Source organism: Pseudoalteromonas sp. 68 DY56-GL68, assembly GCF_041414825.1.
GTDB lineage: Bacteria > Pseudomonadota > Gammaproteobacteria > Enterobacterales > Alteromonadaceae > Pseudoalteromonas.
The window spans coordinates 164,720-184,294 of the sequence record NZ_JAOCZL010000006.1 but is presented as its reverse complement, the minus strand read 5'-3'; the positions used below and the strand labels follow the sequence as shown (position 1 = coordinate 184,294).

The following is a 19,575-nucleotide window of genomic DNA, read 5'->3' as shown; positions in this document are numbered from 1 at the left end:
CGGCTATAGCCACAGGAGAAACTCATGAACTTAACTACAACGCAGCAACAAACAGCACAACGAATTGCAAGCAAACTAGAGAATGCTGGTTTACCACTTTTATATATTACCTTAGGTATTATTTATATTTGGTTTGGTGGAATTAAATTTACGCAAGGACAGGCTGAAGGCATGTACGGCATGATCGCCAATAACCCTCTCGTTTCTTGGATGTATGTCATTTTCTCGAAACAAGGTCTGGTAAATTTTTTAGGAACGCTTGAAATCATCATTGGTTTGCTATTTTTTGGACGCTTCGTCAATCCTGCTTTATCAGTGGTTGGTGGCCTGTTATCAATGGCGTTATTTGTTGTAACAATTAGCATGATGGTATTTCTGTCCGGCATTACAACGGAAGCAGGTTTCCCTGTGCTAAGTTTTGTTGGTGAGTTTCTACTTAAAGATATCGGTTTGTTTGCAGCATCTTTATTTATTGCTGGAAATAGTCTGAAAATTATCGCTACAAACCAGGGCGATGAATAACCCTCTCCACGTTGGGGCCCGAAAGGGCCTTTTTCATTTTGCTCACTAATAAAGCACTCCTCCCTTATTTTAAAACATAAAGTCAATTTGATAAAAAAGGATTGATTTTGTAATCAAAAAGCTGCGAGCTAAAAGTTACTGCTATACTGAGTTTACATTCAAGTTAAACGTATTTTTGATTAAAACTGTTTCCCAGTTGCTAACAAAAAACCCTGAAAATATATAAATATAGTTAACAGTTTTTATAAATCGGGCGATAATACGTATAACAAGACAGCAAAGGTGAATTCAATGGCGGCAGGTATTTCTTTTAAAAACTTAAGTATTACTAAAAAAATACACGCGATTACATGTATAGCAGTGGCAGCATTTGTCATTATTGTGTTAGTAAACTACATCGCAATGAATGACAACAGAGCCTCACTTGATGAGTTAGAAAAGTCTTCATACGAAGTAGTAAAGTTAACGTCATCAAATGTTGGTTTACTTGAAAAATTAGACGAACTCTACACACAAGCAGTGACATTTGGTGAGCCAGACTTAGTTGAAAGTGCAGCACAAACCTATAAAACAATTAATGAAAATTTAAAAAATATTATTGCCATTAACGATACGTATGTTCATGATGATACAAAAGAAAAGCTAAAACAGTACGCTAATATTTCTTCCACGATCGCAAGCTCAATGATCTCAGGTACCGCTGATTTTAGTAAAATTCAGCAGCAAGCTCAGCAAAAAACACAACTCTATGAGGCTGTACTTGAAGGTTTTAAGCGTGCTCAAACACGCGCAGATGACCGTTTCTTTGAACTTGTTCAGGCGACTAAAGCACGCTCAGATAATGCGTTACAGTTAATGCTTGTGGTGTCAGTTATTTCACTCTTTTTATTAGTAATTACCTCTATTTGGATTGCCCGTGGAATTGGCTCGTCTGCCAGTGCAGCGGCAAATAATTTAGGGTTACTTGCCGATGGTAAAGGCTCGTTAAGCACACAACTTGCTGTTCATGCAAAGGATGAAATTGGCCAAGTGTCTATTAACTTTAATGCTTTTATTAAGCTTTTAAAGGCGGCGGTGATGGATGTGATGTCTGTATGTGAGCCGTTAATGGAAAACTCAACACGCTTAGTGCAAGGTATGGAGCGTGCAGAAAAAGCAACAACCAAGCAAACAACAGATGCAGAAGTGGTAAAACACTCAATGGAAGAGATGCGTCAAAGCGTTGCTGACATTTCACAATCGGCGGCCAGTGCGTCACATGCAGCACAAACTGCTGAGCAAGAGGTAGAGCAAAGCCGCACCCAAATACAGCGTTCAGTGCAAGAGTCACGCACTTTGAGCAATGAAATTAATCAAGCTGCAACGACCATTAACCGACTCGCTGATGACACAAAAAATGTGACGCAGATTTTAAACGTTATTACCTCTATAGCTGAGCAAACTAACCTATTGGCACTTAACGCAGCGATTGAAGCTGCAAGAGCGGGTGAGCAAGGACGAGGTTTTGCCGTTGTTGCAGATGAAGTAAGAGAACTAGCATCAAGAACATCGCACTCTACCAACGAAATTAGAGAGCTGCTTACAACATTAACAACGGCAGCAAACGAGTCTGTTAATGCCATGACATCAGCCAGAGATATGGCTACAAACAACGCACAAGCAGCTGAAAATACAGGCCTCTCAATTGAAAAAATTGCAGAGCAAATTCTAGAAATAAATGGTATGAACTCACAAATTGCAGCGGCTACTGAAGAGCAAACATCGGTCGCGAGTATGGTGGTTGATAATGTTTCTAATATGCATATGTCATTTGAAGAGACAATGAATTCATTGTCTGAGGTAAGAGATGTTGCGAAGAACCTGCATTACCTTTCTGACTCACTACTAGACGCTACGGCTAAATTTAAAGTCGAGTAAAATTACATATAAAAAGCTGGCAACGCCAGCTTTAGTAGATTCATAAAGAGCCACCTTTTAGAAGGTGGCTCTTTTTATTGAAACGCAATTAGAACGTTGCAACAACCTTCACTTTATCAGTTACTTTTGATGCATCAATATAACCAATAGCATCACCATTTGCTGATACGAAATCGATAACAGCTTGGTCATTAGCAAGCTTTTCTGGCGGTGTGCCTTTGCCTGTAAATACTAACTTTGACCAATAAGCATTAAGCTGGCTGCTCGATTTACCGACTACTTTGTCGTTAAATTCATCGCTAACACTGTTACCGTCTTGGTTTACAGGGTTTACTTTAGTGCCATCATCAAATGACTTTGCTTTACCTAGGTAGATTTTTTTAATTGTGCCTTCATCAATTGCATTGCCATTCGCAGGATTAACAATCACAGCAACATCAGCAAAAGCGGTGCTTGATAAAAGCGCTACCGCTGTAGCTAAAAGTAATTTTTTCATTATGCGCTCCAATTAAAAAACTAAGTCTACAGCAACAGCAACAACATCAGTGTCTGTATCAGTGATGTCATCTTTAAAGCGGCTAAAGTCCACTTTTAAAGCTGCTGAAGGGTGGAAGTCATAACGAGTACCAATAGTGTAAACATTACTTTTAGCTTTACCGCTTTCCAATACTTGATTAATACCGGCGTTTAAAGCGGGTACAGCAGGAAGAGCGTTGTAACGACTACTATCGTGCTTATCATCGTTATTTTCGTAAGTTAAGTGAACAGTCCACTCATCCATACGGTAGCCCACCGACGTGTAATACTGTGTTTGCTTAGCAAGCGCGCTGTTATCAACTTCAAACTCAGTGTATTCGGCATCAAATAAAATGTCGTTGTAATCAATTGAAAAACCAAGCGCTAAGAAAGAGCCATCATCTTCGTTAACGGCAATATCATCAGCCTGATCAACAAAACCTGCATTACGCAATGTTTGCTCTAAGCCATTTAGTGCAATACCAGCATCGGTATCGTTTTCAATCGCGATTGACGTTTCTGCTACAAAATAAGCAGCGCGGGCACTAAACCAGTCGTAAGATAGCGTCCAGTTAATACCTGCAATATCATTAAGTTCGGTATCACCGTTTACAGAAACCACCGCAATTTTGTCGTCAAAGCTTCCATAGATAACCTGTATCGTAGAATCCCAGTCGCCCAGCTGCGTATTATGAAGAAGGCTTAAACCTTCATAAGTCGAAAATGGTAAGTTATATACCGATTGTGGTGGACGAACCCAACGATACGTGTAGCCCACATCTAAAAAGTCAGAGTAGCGATAAAAAGGCACGCGCATTTTACCTGCACTAACTTGTAGCTCATCTGTAAACTCATAGGTTAGATAAGCCCATTCAAACTCAGCATCAAAATCATCACTGCCACGAGCAACAATTTGCGCTGTTGCACTTAGTTTTTCTTGTAAATCAGCAGACAGCTGTAATGCGAACATACTCTCGTTTTTGAACGAAATGTCATCATCGTAGCCGTACAGTGTCGCGTTGTCGTCATCAAGAGTTTTACCACCAACTATTGAAGCAAAGCCATTTATGCGAACCTCTGCTAGCGTGTTTGCAGACACAAAAGCAGCACATAGAGCTAATGCAATAGGAAGTTTTTTCATTGTGTATCCCTAATATTTAGTATGAAAATGTTGATTTCGCTTAATATTATAGTAGTAAGTTGCGAAATGGGCGACATAAGGTATGAGAAAATTGTTACCAGAGCAATAAAAAATTGTTGTTTTAATTAATAATCTTTAAAGGTGTTTTAATATTATAAATTGAGGTGGTAGTTTAAAAGTGAGTAGAAGGTTATATTTGTAATTTTATAGTATTTAAATGGTGCTCTACATATAAATACTTATTTATATACTCACTACATCTGCTAAATTTATTTATGATCCTCACCTTTTAATGATATTTTTAACGCAAACACCGCTGCCACAATAAAGGATATAAAATGGCAACCAAAACAATCGATTACTACAACCAGAACGCACAAGCATTTGTAGATGCCACGCTCGATGTAGACTTAACAGCGCTTTACGATGAATTTTTACCGCTAATCCCTAAAAATGGCACGTTGTTAGATGCAGGTTGTGGCTCAGGGCGCGACGCCTTCATTTTTAAAGAGCGTGGTTTTAATGTTGATGCGTTTGATATAAGCCCTGAAATTGCCAAACTCGCCTCAGAATACCTAAATCAAAAAGTGGCTGTAAGCAGTTTTCAAGCACTCGATGATGTTGATAAATACGATGGTATTTGGTGCTGCGCAAGCTTAATTCATGTCGCAAAAAATGACTTAACCGAAGCATTTAACAACCTAGCCCGTGCACTCAAGCCACAAGGAATTGTGTATGTATCGTTTAAATACGGCGACGGCGAGCGCGAGCACAACGGCCGCGAATTTACCGACCTAAACGAGCAAACGCTTGAGAACATTATTAAAAACACCAACCTGTTTATTTTAAAATCGTGGCAAAGCGCCGACCAACGGCCCGAGCGAGCGTCAGAGATATGGCTGAATGCTATTTTGCACAGAAGAACTATTTGATTAATCTTTTAGTCTTATAGTCAATTATTAAAAATAATGTGGTACGCCCCTTAAGTACCGCATTTTAACTATAAAATCCCTCCCTAAAAATTAGATTTATTACCCCGCTTACTGAAAAAGTCTATATTTTTCATCACTACTTATGCTAGATTATTTGAAACTTAACGCTAGCTTAACATCTAGTGAATAAGTATTGATTTAAAGCCATGGAGCGGTTTTTAGTTTTAAGCCGCAGTAACAGGATTTAGTAATGCGCTTAAAAGTAGCCTTCATCAATTTTTTAAAGGCATAGTTTAGAGATGGCTATGCAGCAACAGCTAGACTTTATCGCTTATATCCAGCGCATGCTGGTGGAAGGGGATTTTAGTGCCACTTATAAGTTTGCTTTGTTACATGCGCTTGCTGATATCAGCATTGAAAAACAGCAAATAGATCCGAATGCCCAATTACAAATAACCTTTGACGAATTAGTCGAAAAGTTTATTACCTTATATTGGCACCAAGCATCTCCTTTTGCTGCTATTGGTAATAATAGAGACCTGTTGCTTTTACAAAACACTAATTCCAAAAAACAAGCCAAAATCATCACCACACTGCATGATGCAAAATTAAGAAACATTAACTCAGTTAGCCAATTAAAAAAGTGCAGTGATTGGGAAAACATACGTAAAACAACGTTAAAAACCATTAAAGAAGGACCATTATGGTTATTACAAAAGCTAAATGGCAAGGAAGAGTGTTTTTTATATCCTCATGTTAAAGGCCAGCAATACATTACCTTAAATGCAGGTATTGCCAGTTGTTTTAGACGCTTTTACGACTTAGTTGTGTATCTAGCCAAAAATGCATGGCTACAAAAAATTCAAAGTATTAAATACAACCAAACGCTAATTGGCCCGCAAAGCCAACTTCATGACTTTTTATTTGGCTTTGATCGCAATGCACTCAATAAAGCAAAACCTGTATTAATAGAACTACAAAAAGGGCAGTGCTTTTATTGTCAAAAGGCATTAAACAGTAAAACCGAGGTTGACCACTTTATTCCGTTTACGCGTTACGCCAATGATTTAGGCCACAACTTTGTGGCTGCCCATAGTAAATGCAATAACAGCAAACGCGACTTTTTAGCTGCACAAGAGCACCGCGAGCGTTGGCAAGAACAAAACCTCGTTATAAATAACCAGCATATAACTCGTGAGTTGTGCGATTATTTTAATTGTGATGCCGAAAAATCACGCTCAGTGAGTGACTGGGCGTACCAGGTGGCACAAGCAAACAGCGCCAAATTATGGGTAGGCATAAATAGTTTTGAGTTTGCAGAAAGTGCTGTTTATTAATAGCAAAATAATGAGCTTGGTTTAGTGGCGGAAGATAAGCCAAGGTATAACGCGTAGGCTCGATTTTATATCGTGCTTTGTTTTTTGATAACAGGTTTTAAGGCACGTATTTTTGTGTGTTTTTAGGAGTTGAGAAGAGATTTAAAAAACTCGACTTGAGGTTTTATCGCGTTGGATGGCAACCAAAGAGAGGCTGCCGCCGATCTCTCTCGGCGCACACGAGGGTTATACTTGATCTTCAGCTTACGTTAATGATGTGAACGTAACCAGCGTAGATAGGCCATCCATGGCCAAGCTACGCTTGTACAGCATTGCCTAAAGGGATTTAGGTACTTGAAATTTGTCGGGAACAAAATTCCGCCATGCTGTAAATTAACTCATCATTAACTTAGTTCTAGGTGTGATCACGGAGAATAGGAGTGTGCTGGTAGGTTGGTTGAATAAACTGCTACAAAGCTGAAGTATATTTTATAACTAAGGTTGAGCAAGCTTGCTCTATAAGATTAGAAAAGGATTAAAAATGCATTATGAGAACCTTTACCCATCACCTTCTTCATTAATAGAATCATTACGTGATATAGGTTACTCAATGGAAACTGCTTTAGCTGATGTAATTGATAATAGCATCACCGCGCAAGCAACAGACATCAATATAGACTTTTCTTGGAACGATGCTGCTCCTTGGTTAGCAATTTCCGATAATGGACACGGAATGGATTATCAAGAATTACTACTAGCAATGAAACTTGGCAGTCTAAGTCCACTTGAGTCCAGAAAAGATAATGATTTAGGGAGATTTGGGCTAGGACTTAAAACAGCCTCTTTTTCCCAATGCAGAAAATTGACTGTAGTATCGAAAAAAGAAAATAACATTTCAGCTATGGAATGGGATCTCGACCAAGTAACTGAAAATCCTGATACAGGTTGGAAAGTAAAAGTTCTAGACTCAAATGATCTGCAACAAATTTTAGAGTTAAGGTCGTTGCTTTCAAACTTAGTTCAGAAAATGACTGGCACTATTGTATTATGGAGGAAGCTAGATAGATTAGATTCATTTGACTCTCTTGCCATTAGAGAGAAAAAACTAAATTTAATAATTGATCATTCAAGAACACACCTAGAGTTAACATATCATCGTTTTCTTAATGCTGGGACAGGAAAAAAATCTGTACGAATTTTTTTAAATGGTGGAAAGCTTGAAGGTATTGATCCTTTTAATACCTCTCATAATGCTACATTAGAGCTTCCATCACAGTCTATTTATGTAGATTCCAAAGAAATTAAAGTCCAGCCATTCGTACTTCCTCATTATACAAAAATTTCTCCTCAAGAGTATGAAAAATATTCTGGTGAAGGGGGGTACCTTCATAACCAAGGCTTTTATGTATATAGAAATAAAAGATTAATTATCAAAAGTACTTGGTTTAGGTTAATGCCCAAAGAAGAGTTAACTAAGTTAGTACGAGTAAGAGTAGATATACCAAATTCACTAGATCATATTTGGAAAATTGATGTTAAAAAATCAAATGCAAGCCCCCCTGAAGTGGTAAGAAAAGGTTTAAAGCAAATTATTTCAGAAGTTGAATATTCAGGAAAGCGGGTATTTAAACAGAAGGGTCATCGACTTAAATCTAAAATCTTAGAGCCATTTTGGAATAGGAATGTAGCTTCTGGAAAGGTGAGTTATGAAATAAGCAAAAGCCACCCTTTAATTGAATCTCTCAAAAATAAGCTCGGAGATGACTTACAAAAAGAGTTTATCAATATTTTAACGTCTGTAGAGTCTTCTTTTCCTTCAGACTTATATTTTAATGACTTTGCAAATTCACCTGGAAATGTTGTTAAACCAAGTGTGCCAGCAGAAGAATTGAAAAATATTATTCAAGTATTTTTGCTTATTTACAAAAATGAAAAATTATCCAAAGAAGAAGTTATTGAAAAGATTACTCAGATAGAACCAATGGCTTCACATGTTGATTTAAGCATTGAAATTATAGAAGGAATGGAAATCTAATTATGACCGATATTGTGAAACTAAACCAAATAGAAGATTTAAGTGAAAAATTTTTAGTCGCTAAAGTTGGAGAGAATGAACTAGATCAGATTGACTCAGAAATGATTCTTGAGACAGTAAAAATGATGGCGCATAGTTTATCAGTTACTGATGAAAACGACATTAATGTAATAGTTACAAAACTGGAAGAGCGATTTGATATAAGTATGACTTTAGGGTCATATTTTGAAGCAAAAGATTATATTCCGTGGTTAGAGGATAGCCGTGGTGACATTGATTGGTTCTTCTGGAATAGATATAAAAGACACTTATCGCATTCAAATTTTCCACCAAAAGTAGTCACGCAGTTAGATGTAGTTACGGACAAAATATTGGACCATTTAGAAAATCCTAAAAAAGAAGGTGATTGGTCAAGAAAGGGGTTAGTTGTTGGTCATGTGCAATCAGGTAAGACAGCTAACTATACTGGTGTTATAAATAAAGCGGCAGATGCTGGTTATAAAGTTATCATTGTGCTTGCTGGGATATTGAGTGCGCTTAGAAGCCAGACACAAGAAAGAATTGATGAAGGCTTTAGAGGGGTTGATAGCTCTAAGCAATTAGATGATATTCCATTGAGAGATAGACTTGTTGGCGTAGGCAAATATTCACATGACAAAGTTCCAATTTCATTTACAACTACTGTTCATGACTTTAAAAATAGCATTGCTAAACAAATAGGCTCAACCCTAGATAATTTTAATCAACCTGTAGTCCTAGTCATTAAAAAGAATAAAGCCATACTACAAAATCTCATAAATTGGCTAAAAAACAATAACCTTAATTTAGACCAGTTTCCGTTTCTTTTAATTGATGATGAAGCTGACCACGCTTCAATTAATACAAACAAAGAAGATACAGATGCTACAGCAATTAATAGCAAAATCCGCGAGTTACTTAAGCTATTTCGACAAAATATGTATTTAGGATACACAGCTACACCTTTTGCAAACATATTTATCGATCCCAATAATAATCATGAAATGATAGGTGATGAACTTTTTCCAAGAGATTTTATTATTAGCTTAGACGCTCCATCAAATTATGTTGGTTCGAAGAGAATATTCAGCTCAGATTCTGATTTAGATATAGTTAGAGAGCTGCTAGATTTTGAGGATTTGCTTCCAACTTCCCATAAAAAAGATTATATACCTGAAGCCCTTCCTGTGTCATTAGAAGAGGCTATTAGGGTTTTTACCTTAATTAGGGCTATTCGTATATTAAGAGATCAAGAATTTAAACATAATTCTATGTTAATAAATGTTAGTCGGTTTACTGATGTGCAAAGTCATATAAAATTGTTAGTACATGACTATGTTGATGAACTTAGAAGAAATATTATTAATCATTATGCATTAGATGAATTACAAGCAATTAAGAATGAATCTATTAGAAGCTTGAAAGAAACTTTTGATAAAGAGTTTTCAGGAGTTGAATTTGATTGGAAAACAGTTCAGTTAACTTTAAAAAGAGCAGTATCGCCAATTAAAACAATTGAAGTTAACGCTTCAAAAAGTTCAGAACCTCTAGATTACAGTAAAGAAAATTACCCTAAAGGAAGGAGTATTATAGCTGTTGGAGGATTAAGCTTATCCAGGGGCTTAACTTTAGAAGGTTTGACAGTTAGCTATTTTATTCGCAATACACAGATGTATGATACTTTAATGCAAATGGGCCGTTGGTTTGGCTATAGAGAAGGTTTTGCTGAACTTTGTAGATTATATATGCCTTGTGAGGCAATTTCTTGGTATGAACATATCTCTGATGTAACCGAAGAGCTAAGAGATGAGTTTAAAAGAATGGAAAATGCCAAGCTCACACCTGAGGAGTTTGGTTTATGTGTACGCAGCCACCCTGAATCACTTATTGTAACTGCAAGAAATAAGATGCGTACAGGTACAAGTGTGTTGAGACAAATTAGTTTACATGGCCGGCATGTTGAAACTACAGTTTTAGGTACTGCTAATAGCTTACAGGACAATAACAAAACAGCTTTAGATTATTTGATAAAGGATTTACTGCAAACTGATAGCCTGATTAATACATCAAGTACCAATTATTTATTTCAAGATATTAACGATGAGCCTATTAAAAAGTTTATAGATTCCTATACAAATCATCCTGCTTCTATAGTGACAGAACCAAAACCAATTTTAGATTATATCGGAAAGATTAATTGCAATTGGGATGTTCAATTGATCAGTAACTCTAGGCCTCATGATGAGTATAAGGCTTACTCTAAACAAAATATTACTATCCACCCTTTAATGCGAACCGTAAGTCTGTATAAGGAAACTAAAAGTGCTATAACATCTAATAAAAGGCGATTTAGTGATCCTAAGTGGGAAAAAGCTGGAGTGGACAGAGCCATTATAGATGCGCATATTGAAACACTAGAGAATGTAAAATCTCTATCAGGTAAATTATTAAGACAACTAAGAGAGCGTCCATTACTGACAGTTTACCTGTTAGATTGTGAGCTAGGTGAAACCAAAGAGCCTGCATTAGAACAAACAGCTTTAGCATGGAGTATTAGTTTTCCGGGTGAAGCAGGTAAAGGAAAACCGGAAAACCTTGTCGAATACATAGTAAATACTACATGGTGGAAGCAAGAGTTTTCTAGTTTACTCGAAGAAGAGGATGAATTAGAAAATGATTAATCCTTGGGAAAACATTAAAACACCAAAAGTGGATTTATCTGCAAGAAGAATTGACCATAAGCACCCTTTAGATATTTACTGGGCTAAAGACAGGTTGGGTAGATATTTATTTGTTTGTAAATTAACGGATGAATGTATATTGCCACCTAAATATCCCTCTCTATTAGGAATAGAGGTTGCTTCCATACTTGAGACTCAACAATTAGTTTTGAGTCTCAAAAATCCTAGCGACTGGGAGCTATTTTTTTCTTTATGTAACGATATCATTTCAGCTACTAGGATATTAAAGCCATCAGCTGTAGTCCCCGTAATCTTTAGAAGAATTGAACGCTGGAGAGAGTTCCTCAAAAAAGATAAAGAAAAACTTTTACCGGAGAGAGTTATTAAAGGACTTATAGGTGAATTAGTATACTTAGATCACCATTTGGCAAAAAAATATGGTATGGCACAGGCAATAGACTTTTGGACTGGGCCAGCAGGTAGTCCTCAAGACTTCAATATTCAAAATGCAGCTTTAGAGGTTAAATGCCAAATAGGTACATCAGCACCAAAGATAAAAATTTCTTCCGCTGAACAACTATGTGGGCAACTTGATGAACTTTACATATTTGTAGTTACCTTGGGTCGAACTGAGCCTGAAGCAACGGATTCACTATCGTTACCAACTTTAATTATAAATATACAAAATGCCCTTGAAGTGGGTGGTCATTCTCAGCAACTTGAAAAGTTCCAAGACTCTTTGCTAAATATTGGATATATATTTAGTGAAGAGTATTACTCATATAGCTATATAGTAGCTTCCAAAAGGTTTTATAACGTTTCAGGAGATTTCCCAAGAATTTCTTTATCCAATATTCCAAATGGGGTTCGTAACGTTACGTATGACTTGGAATTAACTAATTGTGAGCCATTTTTAATAGATGAACCTTGGATTTCAACAATATGAGCTTAGAATTATTTTACGCGAACTTTATGCAAGAAATTTATAGCGAAGCAGAAGTTGGGAGTAAGTTTAATGAACCTGTCTTTGTAGAAAAAATTTGCGACTATTTAGTAGAGCAAGCTGTTATAGAAAATTACAATCTTTGTAGTTATAAAAAGGATTCATTAGGTCTTAAGCTAGATGCATGGCTCCAAAATGAGGAAAATGGTGTTCTAACTCTCATTGTTTCTCACTATAAAGATAAGCTAGAAACATTAACAACTTCGTTAGCTACGCAAATTTCAAAAAGAGCTGTACGTTTTTTTGAAAAAAGTCTAGATAGCAATTTCTACCAAACGATGGAAGAAACAGATCTAGCATATCCACTTGTGCGAGATATATGCCTTAAATCGTCAGGAATCACAAGTGTTAAAATTCTTATAATTACAAATTGTGAAATTAGTAAATCAATTAAATCTATTGAGTCTATAGATAGCTGTAATGGTATTAAACTTAACTTCGATATTTGGGACATTGAGCGAATTTATAGAATTGACTCTTCAAGTAGCGGTAAAGAAGCAATTGAAATAGATTTTAAAGAAGAGTTTGGTGACTACTTACCATGCTTAAAAGCATTTTCAAAAACTGATGAGTATCAGTCATATTTATTGGTGTTACCGGGAGCTTTTTTATCTCAATTGTATGATAAGTACACTGAACGACTATTAGAGCAAAATGTAAGAACATTCCTTCAATTCAAAGGCAAAGTAAATAAAGGAATGAGAAATACAATCATTAATCAACCTAATATGTTTTTTGCATTTAATAATGGTTTGACAGCTACAGCAGAAGAAATAACGACGCTAGAAGAGTATGGCAACACCATGATATCAAAGTTAAAAAACTTACAAATTGTTAATGGAGGTCAAACGACTGCATCGATATACAACACATTAAAAAAAGAAAAAGCGGATTTGTCCCAAGTATTTATTCAAGTCAAGTTGACAATTGTCCCGCCTGAATTTGTCGAAACGGTTGTCCCTAAAATATCAGAGTTTGCGAATACTCAAAATAAAGTAAACGCCGCTGATTTTTTCTCTAATAGTCCTTTCCATTGGCGTTTTGAAGAGTTATCAAGAAGAGTTTGGGCACCATCACCCGAAGGCGGACTTCAAGATACGCACTGGTTTTATGAAAGGGCCCGAGGCCAGTATATGACTGCTAAAACTAAATTGACCCCATCTGAACAGAAAAAGTTTGAAAAAATAAATCCAAAATCTCAAATGATAACTAAAACAGACCTCGCTAAATATTTTAATTCTTGGGAAAAAATGCCACATGTGGTTAGTTTAGGTGCTCAAAAAAACTTTGGTAGATTCGCTGATGCCATGACGGAACAATGGAGCAAGGACGAAAAACAATTTAATGAATTATTTTTTAAAGAATCTATTGCAAAAGCAATTTTGTTCAAAGAACTAGACAAGAAAATTATGAAGCAATCTTGGTATGGTGGATACAAAGCAAATCTTGTTACTTATACTATATCAAAGTTCAGACAAATGCTTGATGGCAAAGGCAAATTACTAGACTTGATATCAATTTGGAAAAGTCAATCGTTACCAGATGAAATTCTGAGTAGCCTTTTGGATATTGCAGAAAAAGTTAATGAAGCGATAAAAAAGACGCCTTTGCACGTAACTAATATTGGTGAGTGGTGTAAAAAAGCAGATTGTTGGGAAAACTTAAAGCAGACTAATATTCAACTTAGTACTGATGTAGAAAATTTACTGATTGACCCGAGCATAGCTAAAGAGCGTAAAAAAGAAGCAGCTAATGTGCAAAGTATTGATAATGGTATAGAGGCTCAGAGGTATATTTTTGATAAGACTGATAAATACTGGAAGAAAATGCAAGCATGGAATAAAGCTTCATTCGTCTTAAGCCATAAAGAAAAAAGTATACTAGATATTGCGGCTGCTATTCCTATGAAAATACCAACCGAGAAGCAGTGTTTATCTTTATTGGATATTGAAAGGAAAGCCCTCGAAGAAGGCTTTCATTTTGCTTAACAACTATCTTTCGATGTGAAGTAAAAAATCACTAATTAATTGAGCTATCTGGGCGGATAAAAGGGGAGGCACGGCATTTCCTACTTGTACGTACTGCTGTGTTCGATTACCAACAAAAAAGTAATTATCTGGGAAGGTCTGTATTCTTGCAGCCTCCCGCACCGTTAAACTCCTACATTGAAGGTAGTCAGGATGGATGTAATAGTGTCCATCTTTAGATATATGGCATGTAATAGTCGTAGCGGGTAAATTTTCAGGTTGAACTCTAAACCTATCTGCAAACTTCCCCGTTTTAAAGTTTTTGTGGTTTGGTATTAATGCTTCTGGAAATTCATTCGCTTTTGGGCTTAAGCGATCCCAGGCATTTTCAATACCTGTCTTTGCCCATATACTACAAAAAAGATACCTCTGTAGATCTTTTGACAAGTGTCCTCTTGTTTCATGATTACATACATATCCATTTAAATTCTTGTCATAATACCAATCACGAAGATATTTATTTTTTATAGACGACGTTCTCTTTAACCCAAAATTGCTACCCTGCTTATCTTTTGGTAGCTCTATTTCTTCAATAGCTTCAGCAAATTTATTTGCTACTAATTTTTGATTGTTTTTATTGAGAGATTTTATAGTGTAGGAAGCATTATCTTTTATAGATGCAAGCCAATTGTCATCAGTATTTATTTCTTTTGATAACCCACTTCTTAATTTTGGTAAATCAAATAGAATATCACCGATTGAAACCATTGAATCTTTGGTTGGCAATACTATATTGTTCCAATTTTCAGCAATATCTTCTCTAATTCCTAATAGTATTACTCTGTGTCGTCGCTGGGGAACACCATAATTTTCACTATTAATTACATAGTCTTTCGGTTGTAATTTTATGTCTTCTTTTCCAGTAGTGACAAGAGAAACTATTTTATATCCGTGACCTTGGTGAAAAGTAGGTTTCATATCAACTGAATTACATGGATTTTCTAAGTCTTTAAAAATTGACTTATAAATGAGTTCACCATTTACTTTAGCGGAAAGCATGCCTTTTACATTTTCCATCACAAAAATTAGTGGTTGGAAAAGAGCTATAACTTTTAGGTACTCTTTGTATAAAAAGTTTCTATTATCTAATGTTGGGTCATACTTTTGATTTGATTTATTTCTCGCAACTCCTGCTACTGAATAAGCTTGGCATGGCGGACCACCTATTAAAACGCAATTATCGCTTCCTAGAGCATTAGATATAGCTTTATAAATTTGTTCATCATCCTTACCAAGTTCTAAATTTAAAGCTTCTGCTTCAGCGGCTTTAACTTGCTCTGAAAATTTTTCAAGTTTATAAAGTTTTTCTTCGGGGGTTTTGCCTAATTTTCCCTTTAAAAAATCATAATATTCCTTAGGGGCCTCATCAAATTGCCTAAAAAACGCACGCAACTTTAACGTCCGATGGGCACTAGGCTCCCTTTCAATAGAAGAGATAAGTTTAAACACTTGATTACCATCACTATCCTTAATTGAGGAGAAGCCTTCCCCTAGCCCTCCAGGGCCAGAAAATAAGTCAATTATTTTTATTGGTTTTTTCATGTTAAGAGTTACCCAAGTATTAATCCTCAATAATAACAAGATTCTTAAGAGAAGTTGATATTATTCACTATGGTTTTTTTAGAGAGCTTCGCTTCTAAAGCAATTACTACAAGGCGTCACTTTTATATAAATCGATTAAAAAATAACTTTTAATGAGGGGGGCTTTAGTCGCCGAATGGATATGCAATCTTCTCAACACAAGCAGCAAGTATTAAAGCACTAATATTTCCCCTTGTAGACTCGGTGAATCGGTAATACTGGTTTGTAGATGCTCTATTAATAACTGCGCATTCGCAGAGGAGGTGCATGAGTGGTATAAATTGGCCTTGATGGAGTGCAGCGAAGCGTTTTTACATAACCAAAGTTGCGGATATCTTTTATACAGTTAATTTCACTCATGGGCGGTATGTCTACACCGCAGTCTGCTTTGACCATTTTTATGGCGATTGTAATATTAAAACAAAAGCTTATTTGTTCAAATTCTTTTTTTAATGTGGTTAATAGTCTGCTGGGCAGCTGCGGCTCTGAATAGGGCAGCACTAGGCGTGATGTTGGCGCCCCTTTCTCTACTATCAGCTTCACGGCAATCGCCTCTAGGCGTCTTTGAAAATAGCTTGAATCTTGTTGCTCTGCTAATCTAATCGCTAGGTCAAAACGTTTTTCTTAGTTGGCTATTAGCATTACTTGAATAAATGTGGAGGTTAAGCGCATAGTTGGCTAAGGCAAATAGGTTTATTACGGTCATGAGTGGGCCGGCAATGATATTTTGTTAGCTTTGATTTTCTAGATAAAAAAATCTTAACGCCTATGCGTTTAGCTGTTTCGGGTACTCTACTAGGTGCTGAAAAAGCGCTGGAGTCTGGCGAGACTATGTGGAATTTATCTGGTGGCTTTCATCATGCTAGCAATTTAAATATGGAAGGGTTTTGTATTTATAATGATATTGGCATTACCTACCAGCAATTACGAAAAAATGGCCATTTAAGCGAAACAGATAAAGTGTTGATTATTGACGTTGATGCTCATCATGGCAACGGTAATGCGTATTCATTTAAAGATAATGAAAACGTACATTTGTTAGATGTATACAATGAAGATATTTACCCAACATCGAGCTTTACCCGCAATAGAGTGAATTTTCCTGTACCATTAAAAAGCGGTGTCGAAGGCGAAGAGTATTTGACTAAACTTAATCAAGCGCTCGAATTAGTGATTGATGAATATGCTTTGGCTTTTGTAATTGCAGGAACAGATGTACTGGCCGTTGATAAACTGGGTGGCTTTAAACTTACAATAGAAGATGTTGTTGAGCGTGAAAAGAGTGTTTTATCTCGTTTAAAAAGCCTAAATATACCAACCGTCGTTACTGGCGGCGGGGGTTACTCAAAGCAAAGTGCGTCAGCTATTGCTGCTGCAATTAGAGCGTGTACGGCCTTATAGAGGCGTTAATTTTTTAAAATCACAAACACCAAGCACAATGCTGTGGTGTTTGTGTACTATAAAGGCTTTGTTTTATGCAAAGCCCGTTTCAATATCGCGGAAAGTCCATTGGCCGTTTGAGTCGGCAATATCAATTAACTCACACGCTTTTTTATTCCATGCTGCTAAGCAGGTAATGTAGTTTGTTAGTTGGTGAAAAGCGCGGTCTGGTGCATCGGGGCGAATTCTTGACATTGAGTAGCTTGAATAAGTTGCGCCACTTCCTACCCAACTTACGATTGAAGAAGCAACGCCACCGCCAGGAATAACAAAACCCGCTGTTGTTGTAACAAGGCCAAGTATTGTTGCGGCTTTTTCTACACTGTTACCCGTTTTCATAATATCTTCGCTGAGTATAGGGTGTAGTAAAGCGAGTAAGTTAGTTGCTTGGGGCTGGTTAGAAGCAACAGCAACATCATTAGATGTTTTTGGCACGTTCCCAGGAGCAGATGCACCTCCTCGCATAGCGGGAAGTAAACTGTTGAAAGATTTTTGGCTACGGTTACTTGTTGAAAAAGTCACAGATTCTGTACTTAAGCCGCCCGCTTTTACACGTTTTTGATCTTTTGGTGTGATGGTTGATTTATACGTTCGTTGTAAGCGACGATAAACAGCTGCGCTACATTGTGTCATTTGTATTGCTAGGGCTGCTTGATCTTTAAACTCTCGCCCGATTGCGCGATCTGAAAGTTGGGTTAACTGTGCTTTTTTCTTCAGCACGTGTTGGCCAATTATAATATCCATAAAATATCCTTATTAAAATCCTATGGCCAGAATTCTATCATGATTATTTGTAATGTTAATATGCTAAAAATAAATTTTGGGTACTTTATATAGCCCTAAAATAAATAGAGTTTTGTTTATTTTATGTTATAAAAGGCAGGAAAATTCTGAGACTATTTATATTTTTTAGTCGATAATATTTGTAGGGAAAAACAATTAACAAAATTGATGTGAAATTATGAATAAATGGATTTTATTACTCGCTAGTTTATTAGTGAGCCCAACTTCAATTGCCAACGAGCAATACTCTCAAAACCAATGCGATAACATTAAAGCTGAACGTGAGTCTATTCGTAAAAGAATGAATCGCAGTTATAGCGCACAACAAGGTGAGCGTTGGAATAAGCGCTCCGATGAGCTGTTTACTTTGCTGGCAAAACATTGCAAAAAACCGACAAAAAGCGCAGGTAATGGCGGTAATTATAGTTACCGGTCAAACCCGACAGGGCTTTTAAATACGAAAGTATATAACTCTACGGTTTATTCTAATTCATACAATGATGATGAAAAACGTAAAGCGTGGGGTGAGTTTTATAAGCTGCCAGAGCGCTGTAGAGCAAAGAAAATCCAGCAAGCGGATTTTGTATGGTGTAGTGAAAACAAAGTTGAGCAAAAAGCCTTGTTTGAATCTACTTGGAATGCCCAGCCTTAAATCGAAATTAGGCCTGTTTTTTAGTTACCTTCTTAAACACGTAGCAGTGGCTTTATGCTGCTACGTTAGGTTATTAAAACTAGCCTATTAAAACGCGATGTAAAATCGCCGCTACTTACTCTATAGCTCTATTATATCCCCTTGTAAGCTAGGGGTGTGAGTAATGCTGTTTTGCAGTTGCTCTATTAAGATCTTGGCATTGGCAGAGGGTGTGCGTGAATGTGGCCAGAGGGCGTAAATAGGCCTCGCAGGTAAATTGTGTGGCGTATCTAGGTAATTAAATTGATTAGTGTCTTTAATGCAGGCTATTTCACTCATGGGGAGTATGCCTGCACCATAGCCTGCTTCAATCATTTTTCTGGCGATTGTAATATCAAAACAAAAGCTTATTTGTTCATACTCTTTTTTTAATTTGTTTAGCAAACCACTGGGTAGTTGTGACTCAGAGTAGGGGATTATTAAACGTGATTTAGGTGCGCCTTGTTTTGTTATAAGTTTAATTGCAATCATACCTAGGCGTTTTTGGTAGTAGCTAGAGTCTTGCTGTTCGCCAATACGAATAGCTAAGTCAAAACGTTTTTGGCTTAACTGGCTATTGGCATTGCTTGGGTAAATGTGGAGGTTTAACGCAGGGTTTGCCATCGCAAATTGATTAATTGCGCCCATCAGTGGACCCGCAATGATGTTTTGTGGGCACAACAGGTAAAAGTCTTTTGCGGTAGGCGAGTCGTTTAATTGTGCTAACTGACTATTGAGAGCAAGCACTTGCTCGCCTAATTCGTTATAAAGTGACTCGCCTTTGGAGGTTAACACAATACCTCTGGCTGTGCGTTGTAATAATGGCTCGCCGAGCTTGTCTTCGAGTGTTTGAATGCGCCTAGAAAGCGTTGATAGATTCAGTCCTAAATCTTTTGCTGTTTGGCTCATGCTTTTACGGCGGGCTATTTCGATAAATAAATGCAGATCATCCAGCATACGACTCCCTCAATCTTAGTTTGCATTTTCGTGACT

15 protein-coding genes are annotated in these 19,575 nt (G+C 36.8%); 10 read left to right on the top strand and 5 right to left on the bottom strand.

The genetic code is table 11. The features are described from left to right. Nucleotides 1-24 precede the first annotated feature (24 nt). Together NYF15_RS01575 and NYF15_RS01570 are read left to right on the top strand one after the other, a co-directional pair. Nucleotides 25-522 (top strand): DUF417 family protein, encoded by a 498-nt coding sequence (locus NYF15_RS01575; protein WP_130151970.1) that lies wholly within the window; start codon nucleotides 25-27, stop codon nucleotides 520-522. A gap of 291 nt (nucleotides 523-813) precedes the next feature. Further along, entirely contained in the window at nucleotides 814-2,439 is a 1,626-nt protein-coding gene (locus NYF15_RS01570; protein ID WP_371352550.1) for a methyl-accepting chemotaxis protein, read from the top strand. A gap of 88 nt (nucleotides 2,440-2,527) precedes the next feature. Here the strand turns inward: NYF15_RS01570 and NYF15_RS01565 are convergent, their stop codons facing one another. Further along, entirely contained in the window at nucleotides 2,528-2,935 is a 408-nt protein-coding gene (locus NYF15_RS01565) for a phosphate ABC transporter substrate-binding protein (protein WP_130151968.1), read from the bottom strand. Between the two features lie 12 nt (nucleotides 2,936-2,947). Further along, nucleotides 2,948-4,096 carry a porin gene (locus tag NYF15_RS01560; protein ID WP_371352549.1) on the bottom strand — a complete coding sequence of 383 codons (1,149 nt, stop codon included), beginning with the start codon at nucleotides 4,094-4,096 and terminating at the stop codon, nucleotides 2,948-2,950. Nucleotides 4,097-4,434: 338 nt separating this feature from the next. Here NYF15_RS01560 and NYF15_RS01555 point away from each other — a divergent pair, with 338 nt between their 5' ends. From NYF15_RS01555 to NYF15_RS01530, 6 genes are all read left to right on the top strand, one after another. Beyond that, the gene (locus NYF15_RS01555; protein WP_371352548.1) at nucleotides 4,435-5,028 is read left to right on the top strand and encodes a class I SAM-dependent methyltransferase; all 594 of its coding nucleotides are present in this window, start codon (nucleotides 4,435-4,437) and stop codon (nucleotides 5,026-5,028) included. Between the two features lie 305 nt (nucleotides 5,029-5,333). Next, nucleotides 5,334-6,365 carry an HNH endonuclease gene (locus NYF15_RS01550; RefSeq protein WP_371352547.1) on the top strand — a complete coding sequence of 344 codons (1,032 nt, stop codon included), beginning with the start codon at nucleotides 5,334-5,336 and terminating at the stop codon, nucleotides 6,363-6,365. Between the two features lie 520 nt (nucleotides 6,366-6,885). Next, nucleotides 6,886-8,379: an ATP-binding protein gene (locus NYF15_RS01545; RefSeq protein WP_371352546.1), complete on the top strand. Its 1,494-nt coding sequence runs from the start codon at nucleotides 6,886-6,888 to the stop codon at nucleotides 8,377-8,379. A 2-nt stretch (nucleotides 8,380-8,381) separates the two neighbouring features. After that, entirely contained in the window at nucleotides 8,382-11,078 is a 2,697-nt protein-coding gene (locus tag NYF15_RS01540) for a Z1 domain-containing protein (protein WP_371352545.1), read from the top strand. Then, entirely contained in the window at nucleotides 11,071-12,024 is a 954-nt protein-coding gene (locus tag NYF15_RS01535; protein WP_371352544.1) for a PD-(D/E)XK motif protein, read from the top strand. Before NYF15_RS01540 ends, NYF15_RS01535 begins: the two co-directional genes overlap by 8 nt. Then, the gene (locus NYF15_RS01530; RefSeq protein ID WP_371352543.1) at nucleotides 12,021-14,069 is read left to right on the top strand and encodes an AIPR family protein; all 2,049 of its coding nucleotides are present in this window, start codon (nucleotides 12,021-12,023) and stop codon (nucleotides 14,067-14,069) included. Before NYF15_RS01535 ends, NYF15_RS01530 begins: the two co-directional genes overlap by 4 nt. A 3-nt stretch (nucleotides 14,070-14,072) precedes the next feature. Here NYF15_RS01530 and NYF15_RS01525 read toward each other — a convergent pair whose 3' ends face one another. Further along, complete coding sequence (locus tag NYF15_RS01525) at nucleotides 14,073-15,650, bottom strand: DNA cytosine methyltransferase (protein WP_371352542.1); 1,578 nt, start codon at nucleotides 15,648-15,650, stop codon at nucleotides 14,073-14,075. A 795-nt stretch (nucleotides 15,651-16,445) separates the two neighbouring features. Here NYF15_RS01525 and NYF15_RS01520 point away from each other — a divergent pair. Beyond that, nucleotides 16,446-17,090: a histone deacetylase gene (locus tag NYF15_RS01520; RefSeq protein WP_371352961.1), complete on the top strand. Its 645-nt coding sequence runs from the start codon at nucleotides 16,446-16,448 to the stop codon at nucleotides 17,088-17,090. A gap of 72 nt (nucleotides 17,091-17,162) precedes the next feature. Here NYF15_RS01520 and NYF15_RS01515 read toward each other — a convergent pair whose 3' ends face one another. Next, nucleotides 17,163-17,873, bottom strand: a complete 711-nt coding sequence (locus NYF15_RS01515) for a hypothetical protein (RefSeq protein ID WP_062567774.1) — start codon at nucleotides 17,871-17,873, stop codon at nucleotides 17,163-17,165. Between the two features lie 217 nt (nucleotides 17,874-18,090). Between NYF15_RS01515 and NYF15_RS01510 the strand changes: the two genes are divergently transcribed. Beyond that, entirely contained in the window at nucleotides 18,091-18,564 is a 474-nt protein-coding gene (locus NYF15_RS01510) for a hypothetical protein (RefSeq protein WP_371352541.1), read from the top strand. 120 nt (nucleotides 18,565-18,684) lie between these two features. On the opposite strand, the gene NYF15_RS01505 is transcribed toward NYF15_RS01510, so the two are convergent. Beyond that, nucleotides 18,685-19,539 (bottom strand): LysR family transcriptional regulator, encoded by an 855-nt coding sequence (locus tag NYF15_RS01505; RefSeq protein ID WP_371352540.1) that lies wholly within the window; start codon nucleotides 19,537-19,539, stop codon nucleotides 18,685-18,687. Between the last annotated feature and the right edge of the window lie 36 nt (nucleotides 19,540-19,575).

What these genes read in the sequence shown, in the direction of transcription:
- NYF15_RS01575 (WP_130151970.1), top strand. Translation starts at nt 25, where the DNA reads ATGAACTTAACTACAACGCAGCAACAAACAGCACAACGAATTGCAAGC.
- NYF15_RS01535 (WP_371352544.1), top strand. Translation starts at nt 11,071, where the DNA reads ATGATTAATCCTTGGGAAAACATTAAAACACCAAAAGTGGATTTATCT.
- NYF15_RS01525 (WP_371352542.1), bottom strand. Translation starts at nt 15,650, where the DNA reads ATGAAAAAACCAATAAAAATAATTGACTTATTTTCTGGCCCTGGAGGG.
- NYF15_RS01570 (WP_371352550.1), top strand. Translation starts at nt 814, where the DNA reads ATGGCGGCAGGTATTTCTTTTAAAAACTTAAGTATTACTAAAAAAATA.
- NYF15_RS01555 (WP_371352548.1), top strand. Translation starts at nt 4,435, where the DNA reads ATGGCAACCAAAACAATCGATTACTACAACCAGAACGCACAAGCATTT.
- NYF15_RS01505 (WP_371352540.1), bottom strand. Translation starts at nt 19,539, where the DNA reads ATGCTGGATGATCTGCATTTATTTATCGAAATAGCCCGCCGTAAAAGC.
- NYF15_RS01510 (WP_371352541.1), top strand. Translation starts at nt 18,091, where the DNA reads ATGAATAAATGGATTTTATTACTCGCTAGTTTATTAGTGAGCCCAACT.
- NYF15_RS01545 (WP_371352546.1), top strand. Translation starts at nt 6,886, where the DNA reads ATGCATTATGAGAACCTTTACCCATCACCTTCTTCATTAATAGAATCA.
- NYF15_RS01550 (WP_371352547.1), top strand. Translation starts at nt 5,334, where the DNA reads ATGCAGCAACAGCTAGACTTTATCGCTTATATCCAGCGCATGCTGGTG.
- NYF15_RS01540 (WP_371352545.1), top strand. Translation starts at nt 8,382, where the DNA reads ATGACCGATATTGTGAAACTAAACCAAATAGAAGATTTAAGTGAAAAA.
- NYF15_RS01560 (WP_371352549.1), bottom strand. Translation starts at nt 4,096, where the DNA reads ATGAAAAAACTTCCTATTGCATTAGCTCTATGTGCTGCTTTTGTGTCT.
- NYF15_RS01565 (WP_130151968.1), bottom strand. Translation starts at nt 2,935, where the DNA reads ATGAAAAAATTACTTTTAGCTACAGCGGTAGCGCTTTTATCAAGCACC.
- NYF15_RS01515 (WP_062567774.1), bottom strand. Translation starts at nt 17,873, where the DNA reads ATGGATATTATAATTGGCCAACACGTGCTGAAGAAAAAAGCACAGTTA.
- NYF15_RS01530 (WP_371352543.1), top strand. Translation starts at nt 12,021, where the DNA reads ATGAGCTTAGAATTATTTTACGCGAACTTTATGCAAGAAATTTATAGC.